This window comes from Halobacillus sp. A1-3, assembly GCF_050971765.1.
GTDB classification, from domain to species: Bacteria; Bacillota; Bacilli; order Bacillales; family Halobacillaceae; genus Halobacillus; species Halobacillus mangrovi_B.
Genome location: NZ_JBPCEO010000017.1, coordinates 1 through 1,719 on the forward strand (window position 1 = coordinate 1; position 1,719 = coordinate 1,719).

Here is a 1,719-nt window from a genome sequence, read left to right on the forward strand (position 1 = left end):
CTAACGCATCCCCTTAACCTTCCAGCACCGGGCAGGTGTCAGCCCCTATACTTCGCCTTACGGCTTCGCAGAGACCTGTGTTTTTGGTAAACAGTCGCTTGGGCCTTTTCACTGCGGCTCCTCGGCAGAGGAGCACCCCTTCTCCCGAAGTTACGGGGTCATTTTGCCGAGTTCCTTAACGAGAGTTCTCCCGCTCACCTTAGGATCCTCTCCTCGTCTACCTGTGTTGGTTTGCGGTACGGGCACCTCTTTCCTCACTAGAGGATTTTCTTGGCAGTGTGAACTCAGGAGCTTCGGTACTTTAGTTCCCTCCCCATCACAGCTTGACGTTGCCGGACGGATTTGCCTATCCGACCGTCTCACTGCTTGGACGCGCTCATCCAATGGCGCGCTCTCCTTATCCTCCTGCGTCCCCCCGTCGTTCAAACGGAAAGGAGGTGGTACAGGAATATCAACCTGTTGTCCATCGCCTACGCCTTTCGGCCTCGGCTTAGGTCCCGACTAACCCTGAGAGGACGAGCCTTCCTCAGGAAACCTTAGACTTTCGGTGAAAGAGATTCTCACTCTTTTTTCGCTACTCATACCGGCATTCTCACTTCTAAGCGCTCCACCAGTCCTTACGGTCTGACTTCACGGCCCTTAGAACGCTCTCCTACCACTGATCGTAAGATCAATCCGCAGCTTCGGTGGTGTGTTTAGCCCCGGTACATTTTCGGCGCAGAGTCACTCGACCAGTGAGCTATTACGCACTCTTTCAATGATGGCTGCTTCTAAGCCAACATCCTGGTTGTCTAAGCAACTCCACATCCTTTTCCACTTAACACACACTTGGGGACCTTAGCTGGCGGTCTGGGCTGTTTCCCTTTCGACCATGAACCTTATCACCCACGGTCTGACTCCCAGGACAAAGTCGATGGCATTCGGAGTTTGACTGAATTCGGTAACCCGATAGGGGCCCCTCGTCCAATCAGTGCTCTACCTCCATGACTTTCTATCCTGAGGCTAGCCCTAAAGCTATTTCGGAGAGAACCAGCTATCTCCGTGTTCGATTGGCATTTCACCCCTACCCACACCTCATCCCCGTAATTTTCAACTTACGTGGGTTCGGACCTCCAGTCAGTGTTACCTGACCTTCATCCTGGACATGGGTAGATCACACGGTTTCGGGTCTACGACCGCATACTCACTCGCCCTATTCAGACTCGCTTTCGCTGCGGCTCCGCTTCTGCGGCTTAACCTCGCATACGGTCGTAACTCGCCGGTTCATTCTACAAAAGGCACGCCGTCACCCATTAACGGGCTCCGACTACTTGTAGGCACACGGTTTCAGGTTCTCTTTCACTCCCCTTCCGGGGTGCTTTTCACCTTTCCCTCACGGTACTGGTTCACTATCGGTTACTAGGGAGTATTTAGCCTTGGGAGATGGTCCTCCCGGATTCCGACGGAATTCCTCGTGTTCCGCCGTACTCAGGATCCACTCCGGAGGAAGGAAGGTTTTGACTACAGGGCTGTTACCCTCTATGGCTGAGCTTTCCAGCTCGATTCGTCTACCTTCCTTCTTGGTAACTCCAATGGAGTGTCCTACAACCCCAGAGAGCAAGCTCTCTGGTTTGGGCTGTTTCCGTTTCGCTCGCCGCTACTTGGGAAATCGCATTTGCTTTCTCTTCCTCCGGGTACTGAGATGTTTCAGTTCCCCGGGTGTGCCGTCCTATACCTATG

1 rRNA gene is annotated in these 1,719 nt (G+C 53.5%); it reads right to left on the bottom strand.

What is annotated here, in order from left to right:
• A 23S ribosomal RNA gene (locus ACRYKC_RS20000) occupies positions 1-1,719 on the bottom strand; the annotation flags it as partial.